The sequence below is a fragment of the Petrachloros mirabilis genome (assembly GCF_975968855.1).
On sequence record NZ_CDLUDY010000149.1, the window covers coordinates 1 to 8,362 of the forward strand.

Here is an 8,362-nt window from a genome sequence, read left to right on the forward strand (position 1 = left end):
GGACGAACCATGAGCAGGGCTGCATCTTTTTCCGATCGAACGGCTCCTGAATCGAACAAAGACAAGAGAACGGACCGCTGCGGTCGTCGCATACCCCTTGACCGCAGAATGTTCTTTTTCGCAGACGACGACCTTGAGGGAGAAGCTTCGCTCCTCGACATCTCAACCAACGGCTGCAGGGCTACCTCGCTGACCGAGGTCAAGGTCGATTCAGTCTTGAAGGTGTCGATCTTCTTGAGTGATCAACCTTGGCCCTTGCGCGTTGAGGAGGCTGTCGTCCGTTGGGTTGATGGAGAGGTGTTCGGTCTCGAATTCGTCGGGATCAGACCGGCTCAACGGGAACGTCTTAGGGGCATCGTCATGAAATCCGGAGGATAACGTATTGAGGACAAGGGGACTGATGGCGAGAATGGGTTGTTATGCGCGGTGGTCTCGAAATGAACTTCATGTCCGAGGGGACCGGATTGACTTATGCGATCGAGAGTGCCGTGATTTCATTTGAGATCGGTGGTAGTGCCTGAGCACTTTCTTGACATACGTGCGGGTTTCTCGGATTCGAGGCACTTTTCGCCCTTTGATGCGATTGACACCGGCGTTGTAAGCAGCCAACGCGAGCGGAAGGTTTTCATCGTACCGGTTGAGCAGACGACGCAGCTGTTTTGCACCTCCCCTGATATTCTGAACAGGGTCGTTGACATCGGCCACGTGCAGGGCCTTGGCTGTGGCTGGCATCAGTTGCATCAGCCCCACTGCGCCCTTTCGAGACACAGCATCCTGTTTGAAGCCGGACTCCACTTTAATGACAGCCCGGAGCAAACCCGGATCGAGACGAAACCGCTTCGCATAGAAATGGATCGCGCGACTGATTTCCCGCTTCGAAGAGCGGGGGCGGGTTTCAAAATCGCGCTCAGTCGTGGTTGGAGTAACGGCGATCAGTAGGACAACCGCCATAGTGAGACAGAAAATCCGAGCACTGAATCGAGACATGGCTGTGCGGTGAAACGCCGTCATCGGGCATGGGATGGTCAACTTTCATGCCAGGTGAGTAGGTGCACAAGTCATTGAATGATAGTAGAAACTCCTAGACTGTGGCGGAAATGCTTCTGATGATGCTGTACAAGAGCCTACAGGACGGCTCATTTTTTGCCACTGGTCGCGGAGAATCCGCCACCTAAGAGAGCGCTTATGGTTTGCCCCAGAGGGTTTCCAGACGTTGGGCCCGCCCGCAGGTGAACTTGTAATACTTGTAACGGATAGGATTCTTTTTGTAGAAATCCTGGTGGTATTCCTCGGCAGGATAAAACTCTGAAGCCGATGTCACTTGCGTCACAATTGGAGCTGCAAATCGCTTCGATTGTTCGATAGCTTGCTTTGATTCTTGGGCTGCCCGCTGTTGTTCCTCCCCCCGGTAGAAAATCACGGAGCGATACTGATTGCCATGATCGCAGAATTGCGCATCCGCAGTAATAGGATCGACGTTGCGCCAGAAGGTTTCGAGAAGCTGTGCATACGCTACCTTGGACGAATCATACCGAACTTCCACGGACTCGGCATGGCCGGTCCTACCGGACGATACCTCTTCATAGCTGGGATTTTTCGCCGTTCCTCCCATGTACCCTGATACCACCTCGACTACTCCCTCGACTTTCTCAAACGCTTCCTCCATGCACCAGAAGCAACCACCGGCGAAATAGGCCCTAGCCAATTTCGGCGTATCCGTAGCATTCCCGGGTGAAAGACCGACGTACCCTGCTCCTATCACCATCAGGGCCATGAACAACAGTCTTATGATAGATCCCGAGACATCCATAGTGTCATTCCTCCCTTCAATCTGTCGCCGATCTCCATACAATCTTACATTAATTACTACGGCTTTCGCCTCGTCGCGATCGTTCAGATGCAAAGGTCTATAGTCAGAGAATCAATGATCACCGGAGAAGTTTGAGTTGTTGCAGGTTCTGAACGGGTCGCAGGAGAACGGTGAAGCCCCTCTTCAGAGGCGGCCCCATGGCTGAGGGCCTTGGAGATTGAGAGCGTCATCCCTTTCAAATCGTTTGAGGATCACGTTGATCGCGTCTTCGGCAGTATGGACGCAGGAAATTAATGGTCCGCCGAGTTTCTTGAAGAACTTTTCTTCCACCGGCGTAGCGCCGAGCAACACGACTTCCTTCCCCGCCTTGAGTGCTAGGGCCACTTCTGAAACGGTTCCAGACCCTCCCAGGCCGCAGGCGACGATGACCTGGCTCGACAATACGCAGATGTTGTTCCTGGCATTTCCCATCTCAGTGATAATGGCCACGTCGACGTACTTCGAAATGCGGTCCCTGGTTGTCGGGAGTACGCCGACCGTCAAGCTTCTCGGGACTTTTTTGGCTCCCTGGTTTGCCGCGTGCATGACTCCAACATCGCGGCCACCGGTCAACAGTACCCATTCACGCCGCGCGATGAGCTCACCGAGGATGCGTGCGTTCTCTATATCCTTCCTTCTCGCCTTGGCCGGCCCCATCACCCCGACAACGTAGCGCACGATTGTTTCCCCTTCCTGAAGAGAAATGACCAGGATTGTAGCCGGTTTTCTGGGAGGTTTGTCAAAGTGCGCCGGCTGTATCCAGGAGAACAATCCAGGATTCTTGCAGAAAGGACCGCCGTGCGTACAAAGAATCCGCCGATAAAATGAGATACTTGGGACGTGCGTTCACCAATACGTTGCGGCTTTGAGCGATGTGGGTACGTGCGGATCGGCCTGTTCAAGGCCCGGCTAGAATCGTGACGCGGCGAGGGTGACATCCGCATGGCCCCAAGCCTTTCGAAACCGCTCCAGAGCCTCGTCGGCTTCCGAGTCTTTGTGCTGGGCCTGGAGGCTTTGGGCCAAACCGAACAAGGCCCAGCCATTTTCAGGATGCCGAGTCAAATCGTCTCGGTACACTTGTTCGGCTTCTCCAGGGCGGCCGGCCAGGAGGAGGATTGGCCCGAGGTAGTGCCGCGGCGAGAGCGGCCAGAGCGGTGGCTCCGAGTATTGGAGGGATTCTTCGATCTTCACGGCTTCTGTCGCTGCCTTGATGGCGTCATCGTACCGTCCACGATGTGCGGCAATGTCACCGGCCAGCAACCGTTCGGCGATCTTGAGGAGATCACGCTCGAGTTTGTCCTCCGGATCCTTTGATCGCCGAAACCGCTTGACCGATTGCAAGAGGGCATGATGTGCGCCTTCGGCACCGGGCAATCGCCCAGTTGCCGCATGACCAAGTCCCCGTCCCAAGCGCCAGATCCCTTCTACAAGACGCTGCCCCTTCAGCGGCGGCATTTCACGGAGCATCTCATCCCACAAGCCGAATCGTATCAGTGTAAAGAACTTCGTCGTGAGATACTGCTCCTTGAAACGATTCTCTCGGACTTCCTCTTCCGTAATGGTAGCGACAAGTGATTTCATCGTTTTCAAGGCATCGGCTCTTCGGCCCTCCATCATGAGCGAAGACCATAAGAAATGGAGATTATGGCTGTAGTAACCGTCTGCATAATCTCCGGACAAGTGACGGTTCGCCAAATACCCTTCATCCACATGGACAGCCAAGGCATTATGCTCAACGGACTCATGGTATTTTCCCACTCTGGCATAGATGTGTGCCGGCATATGGACCAGATGGCCTGCACCTGGCATGAGGTCCGGGAGTCTCTCCGCACAGGCCAGGGCTCGCCCAGGATCCGGAGATGCCTCGACGGCATGAATGTAATAGTGACAGGCTCCTGGGTGGTCGGGGTGTGCCGCCATGACCGATTCGAGAGTGGCCAAGATTTCTTCAGTGCCGGATTTTGGTTTCCCGCCTCGAGTCCAAAGATCCCATGGGCGAAGATTCATCAGGGCTTCTGCAAAGAGAACGCCTGCATCGGGATCATCGGAATGCTCTTGCCAGACATGACGCATCGCATCGGCATACGCCTTGTCGAGCGACGCCCGTGACGCCCGCCTCTTCGCCAGATACCTACGTGACAATGCCTCGACATATGCTCGTTCGGTTGGGGTGGCATGTGCGAGTCTCGCTCTGGCTTTCTTAATCGCTTCCACGGCACGTCGATGATCTTCCTTTTCCATCGCTGCATTGATGTTCGGACCCAAGGCCAAAGCGATACCCCAATAGGGCATCGCCGCTTCGGGATCTTGACTGGCGGATTCTTCGAACGACCGGATTGCCTCCTCATGGTTGAAAGCATAGACCAGTCTCAATCCCTGATCGAAATACCGTTGCGCGAGTCCGGAAGCCGTGCTGATGGGATGGTGGAGCGAACCAAGATTGTCGAACAAAACCGGGGCTGATTCTGACGCATGGAGGCTCGTGGGCCAGAAAAGCGTTACGACTATTCCGTACAGGAGCAGGAATGGGCCTATGCGCCCGAAACACTCACTCATGATCGATATTGCGGATGAGGACGGCCCGGCCTCGTTCATCTATCCATGCGTGAACCCTGTCGCCCACATGCGCCGGCCTATCGATTCTAGTGTTCTCATCGTGCGGCAATCGATGCTGTACCTCACCGTTTTCCTGGACGACATAGGCGCCGCCTTCAAGTGCCACAACCTGCCCGGAAACTTCCGTCGCGTGGGCAGGAACCAGTTTGGACTGCCAATCCGGATGACTGCCCAACGTTCCTCGCACGATCCCCTTTCCCATCGCTTCCTGCTTATTGGATCCTTCGAGCGAGCCGCATCCGAATCCCGTGAACCCGATCACGATCCCCACGGCCAGTAATTTTAATGATGTCATGCGCGTCTAGCCTCCCTATTTAGAACCTCGTGACGCTCGAGAAATGAAAATCACGGAGCACCATCGCCGGAACCAACATCTTCCCTGTCTCCGAGGTGACCGCTTCCAACGGTTCGGTGCAGGCCTCTACGTGCGAAAAGACGCGCAGGGGACTTTCATGGAAGCGGAAGTTTCTTACGGCAGAGGTGATGTTGCCATCTTCAACGAGAAATGTCCCGTCACGGGTCATCCCTGTAAGCGTCAGATCCGTAGGATTGACCGTTCGGATATACCAGAAGTTCGTCACAAGAATGGCCCGTTCGCATTGCTTGATCAAATCCTGTGTCTTGAACGACGTAGGACATGACATCGAGAGATGGGGTGCATCCAACATCGGAATACGTTTGATCCCATGCGACTGAGCCGTAAAACGATCGTAAGCCAGTTGCCTCAAAACCCCTTTCTCGATCCACAACAACTCTTCGTTCGGCAATCCATCATGGTTGAATCCTGCAGCCAACAAGTCCTGGTGGCCCGGCATGTTACACAGCGTCAACCGTTCGTCGACGATCCGCTGGTCCAGCCGACCAGCAAATGGACTGGTGCCTTTCTCGTATGACTTGGCGTCGAGAGTCCCCAACAGCCCGCTCCACAACCCTGCCACGGCTGCCGGTTCCAGGATGACGCGGTACGGTCCTGGAGACAGTTCCTGGACATCGCGCCCGCGCTTGGCCTTGTTGATGGCCCCCAGTGTGCGCTCCTGGATCTTCAAATGGTCGATCGACCTGTGAGCCGCCGCACTCCAACCTGTCGCGTCGTCCGCCTGGACCGTGATGCTGAACCGTGCTTCAGTCCTTTCCTCATGCGCGAACAGCCCGGTGCTGGTCGCAACTCCGAAGGAATGAACGGATGATGATACAACTCCGGCAGCCTGAAGATTCTCTATCCGGCACTGCCCGATTGCTTCGTTGGCATATTCGAGACGCCGAGAGGGACCCGCTGAAGATGTTTCGATCCTGTTTGTAGGAAGCGCAGGATACTGTTGAGATCCGGGCGGCGGCAAATATTCCGGATCTTCGGGAGACAGCCGAGCAATGGCTTCGGCGCGGCTCACTGTATCTTGGAGCGATCCCGCGGCGAAATCCGTTGTACTCGAAGATCCCCTTCGTTTTCCAAATGCCACGGACACCGTCAGTGTCCCCCGCCGCGTGTCGACGTTCTGCACAACGCAATTATTGGCAAAGCGAGCCGTTCCCCCGTGCTGGTCTGATAGGGTGACGATCGTGTCGTCCCCTCGGGACCGCTTGAACACCAGATCGGCCAGGAAGCGAAACTCTTCCCTGCTCGTCAGCTTGGGCCAGGTTTTTGACTGTGTAACTCCCATGCGATCTATTTATCCCTTAATCACCGCGACGCTGCGGAATCTGGCATGGGACGCTGCATGTGTCATCCAGCCTGACTGGCCGGGCTGTCCTTTACCGCACGTGATAAATCCGTAGCGCCGCCGGTGGTGTCGATCCGCCACTCCGTCACAACTATTCCAGAACTCCGGCGTGATGCCGTGATAAATCACGTCGCGGACCATGTGGGTGCGACGACCGTTCTCGATCAGCCAGAAGGCATCGCCGCCGAACTGAAAGTTGAACCGCCGTTGATCAATGCTGTAGGAGCCGTGCCCTTCGATGTAGATGCCTCGCTTCACGTCGCCGATCAATTCGTCGAGCGAGGCCGGACCGGGTTCTAAACCGATGTTTGCGATTCGTACGATCGGCACGCTCCCCCAACTGTCAGCACGATTCGATCCTTTCGATCTTGTTTCCCCGATCTTCGAAGCCACCTCACGGTTCGTGCAGTAACCGACGAAGATCCCTTCGCGGACAATGTCCCATTTCTGACAGGCGACGCCGTCGTCATCATAGCCGGTCGCCGCAAGGGTTTCCGGTTCTGTGTTGTCCGCCACCAAATTCACATGTGGAGATCCGTACCGAAAGACGCCTCTTTTTTCCGTGGTCAGAAAACTTGTCCCGGCGTAATTGGCTTCGTAACCGAGCACGCGGTCGAGTTCGCTCGGATGACCGCAAGACTCGTGCATCGTCAACGACAGATGTTCAGGATCGAGTACGAGATCGTAGGTGCCCGGCCGTATGGCGGGAGCCCGCACCTTCTCTGCGGACTGTGCCGCCACCCGCGGCGCTTCGGTCACGAAGTCCGCCTGGTCGATCAATTCGTAACCCATTCGCAGGTGCGGGGTGCTGAAGCTGCGCGAAGCGAATCGTCCATCGTGGCGCGCCGTCGCCGTGAACCCGCCCTCCACGGCAAGCAGATCGAATTCCAGCCTGGTCCCTTCCGTCGAGAGAAAGAGCTTCTGATCCCGGCGCGCCCATAGACTCGCGATGCTGCGCACGACATCCCGGTGTCTTTGCATCGATTCCATCACATCGCGCAAGAGCTTCGTCTTCTGCTCAAGAGGCACGGCAAAAGGATCGATCGTCCGAGCTGTCACCACCCGATCGCGGTGAACCGGTTCTTCGACTAATCGGACCTTTTCGCTGGCCAGCGAGGCAGTACCTCGGGCTATCTCGACAGCGAGATCTGCCACTCGTGGAACTTCTTCGAGGGAGGCGATAGAACTGGCGGCGAATCCCCAGCCGCCGTGGTACAGAACGCGTACACCGAAGCCGGAATCGTTCGTATCCTTGATCGAGGCAATACGCCGATCTTCTCCGTTGATCGTCTGACCGGTACTCCGCACGAGGCGAATGTCCCCGTACTCGGCCCCGGAGGCCGCCACCCGTTTGAGCGCCAATTCGGCCAGTTCATCCCAATTCGGGTTGGGCATCGTGTCTTCATCCTGCCAAACTCACGGCGACTGTTCAACTTGGATTTGTTCCCACGTCTGTCGTAGGATTTCCGGCATGTTACCCGCACCACGGACTGCGCGCCAGCGGATCGTTGAGCTGTTGACCGGAACCCGCCTCTCATCTCATCAACTGGCCCAGATGCTGGGTCTTCCGGAACGGGAGGTCGAAGGGCACCTCGCACACGTTGTCAAATCGCTGGCCCGCGATCGAACCCGTCGCTTCATGCTTGAGCCCGCCACCTGCCCCGACTGCAAGTTCGTGTTTCGCGAACGGACCAAACTCACGCGTCCGAGCCGCTGCCCCAGGTGTCGAGGTGAGCACATCACTGTTCCACGATATGGGATCGATGTATCGATCACATAGGATTTGATCCCTCAGCCGAATTTCAGCATTCGCTTGGGAGGCTGGCCTCGACCCTTGAAATGGCTCCGCCTTATGCCGAACTCCTCATCGAATTTTCCTCGCTCCGGCATATCGACCACTCCTGTTTGAATCTGCTCCAGACGTGGCAACTCCAGCACGAGGCTCAATATGGAAAAGTCATCGTGGATTGGCATAAACTCCGTGGGGTGTCCTATCAAACCAGGCAATCGCTTCGACAGGCTTCCTGGTGGCAGAAGGTGTTGGAACAGGTGGAGTGGAGAACATGAATCGCTGGATTCGGAATGTGCTCGCGATCGGCATACTTTCTGTTTCTGCGTGCAGCGGTGAGCACGCAAAGGAGATGCTCGAAACAGCCGAATTTGAAGAACGCCAGCACGA

10 protein-coding genes are annotated in these 8,362 nt (G+C 56.1%); 3 read left to right on the forward strand and 7 right to left on the reverse strand.

The annotated features are described in order from the left end of the window. A partial coding sequence (locus ACWVCN_RS05980; RefSeq protein WP_455244637.1) for a PilZ domain-containing protein occupies positions 1 to 378 on the forward strand: 378 nt, incomplete at its 5' end. A gap of 66 nt (positions 379 to 444) precedes the next feature. Here the strand turns inward: ACWVCN_RS05980 and ACWVCN_RS05985 are convergent. The 7 genes from ACWVCN_RS05985 to ACWVCN_RS06015 all read right to left on the reverse strand — a co-directional run bounded on the left by ACWVCN_RS05985 (position 445) and on the right by ACWVCN_RS06015 (position 7,578). Further along, positions 445 to 951 (reverse strand): lytic transglycosylase domain-containing protein, encoded by a 507-nt coding sequence (locus ACWVCN_RS05985; RefSeq protein WP_455244638.1) that lies wholly within the window; start codon positions 949 to 951, stop codon positions 445 to 447. A 232-nt stretch (positions 952 to 1,183) separates the two neighbouring features. Beyond that, positions 1,184 to 1,810: a peptide-methionine (S)-S-oxide reductase MsrA gene (gene msrA, locus ACWVCN_RS05990; RefSeq protein ID WP_455244639.1), complete on the reverse strand. Its 627-nt coding sequence runs from the start codon at positions 1,808 to 1,810 to the stop codon at positions 1,184 to 1,186. 183 nt (positions 1,811 to 1,993) lie between these two features. After that, positions 1,994 to 2,527, reverse strand: coding sequence for an SLOG cluster 4 domain-containing protein (locus ACWVCN_RS05995; RefSeq protein WP_455244640.1), 534 nt, complete (start codon positions 2,525 to 2,527; stop codon positions 1,994 to 1,996). Positions 2,528 to 2,758: 231 nt separating this feature from the next. After that, a complete protein-coding gene (locus ACWVCN_RS06000; protein ID WP_455244641.1) occupies positions 2,759 to 4,405 on the reverse strand; it encodes a hypothetical protein in 1,647 nt (548 codons plus the stop codon). After that, a complete protein-coding gene (locus ACWVCN_RS06005) occupies positions 4,398 to 4,760 on the reverse strand; it encodes a hypothetical protein (protein WP_455244642.1) in 363 nt (120 codons plus the stop codon). Before ACWVCN_RS06005 ends, ACWVCN_RS06000 begins: the two co-directional genes overlap by 8 nt. A 19-nt stretch (positions 4,761 to 4,779) precedes the next feature. Further along, on the reverse strand, positions 4,780 to 6,123 hold the full coding sequence (locus tag ACWVCN_RS06010) for a TldD/PmbA family protein (RefSeq protein WP_455244643.1): 1,344 nt from the start codon (positions 6,121 to 6,123) through the stop codon (positions 4,780 to 4,782). Positions 6,124 to 6,132: 9 nt separating this feature from the next. Continuing rightward, on the reverse strand, positions 6,133 to 7,578 hold the full coding sequence (locus ACWVCN_RS06015; RefSeq protein WP_455244645.1) for a TldD/PmbA family protein: 1,446 nt from the start codon (positions 7,576 to 7,578) through the stop codon (positions 6,133 to 6,135). Between the two features lie 76 nt (positions 7,579 to 7,654). Here ACWVCN_RS06015 and ACWVCN_RS06020 point away from each other — a divergent pair, with 76 nt between their 5' ends. Both ACWVCN_RS06020 and ACWVCN_RS06025 read left to right on the forward strand, forming a co-directional pair. Next, positions 7,655 to 7,963, forward strand: coding sequence for a transcriptional regulator (locus ACWVCN_RS06020; RefSeq protein WP_455244646.1), 309 nt, complete (start codon positions 7,655 to 7,657; stop codon positions 7,961 to 7,963). A gap of 59 nt (positions 7,964 to 8,022) precedes the next feature. Further along, positions 8,023 to 8,250: a hypothetical protein gene (locus ACWVCN_RS06025; protein ID WP_455244647.1), complete on the forward strand. Its 228-nt coding sequence runs from the start codon at positions 8,023 to 8,025 to the stop codon at positions 8,248 to 8,250. Positions 8,251 to 8,362 lie beyond the last annotated feature (112 nt).

Coding starts and splice junctions, on each gene's coding strand:
- ACWVCN_RS05985 (WP_455244638.1), bottom strand. CDS start 951: ATGGCGGTTGTCCTACTGATCGCCGTTACTCCAACCACGACTGAGCGC.
- msrA (WP_455244639.1), bottom strand. CDS start 1,810: ATGGATGTCTCGGGATCTATCATAAGACTGTTGTTCATGGCCCTGATG.
- ACWVCN_RS06000 (WP_455244641.1), bottom strand. CDS start 4,405: ATGAGTGAGTGTTTCGGGCGCATAGGCCCATTCCTGCTCCTGTACGGA.
- ACWVCN_RS06005 (WP_455244642.1), bottom strand. CDS start 4,760: ATGACATCATTAAAATTACTGGCCGTGGGGATCGTGATCGGGTTCACG.
- ACWVCN_RS06010 (WP_455244643.1), bottom strand. CDS start 6,123: ATGGGAGTTACACAGTCAAAAACCTGGCCCAAGCTGACGAGCAGGGAA.
- ACWVCN_RS06015 (WP_455244645.1), bottom strand. CDS start 7,578: ATGCCCAACCCGAATTGGGATGAACTGGCCGAATTGGCGCTCAAACGG.
- ACWVCN_RS06020 (WP_455244646.1), top strand. CDS start 7,655: ATGTTACCCGCACCACGGACTGCGCGCCAGCGGATCGTTGAGCTGTTG.
- ACWVCN_RS06025 (WP_455244647.1), top strand. CDS start 8,023: ATGGCTCCGCCTTATGCCGAACTCCTCATCGAATTTTCCTCGCTCCGG.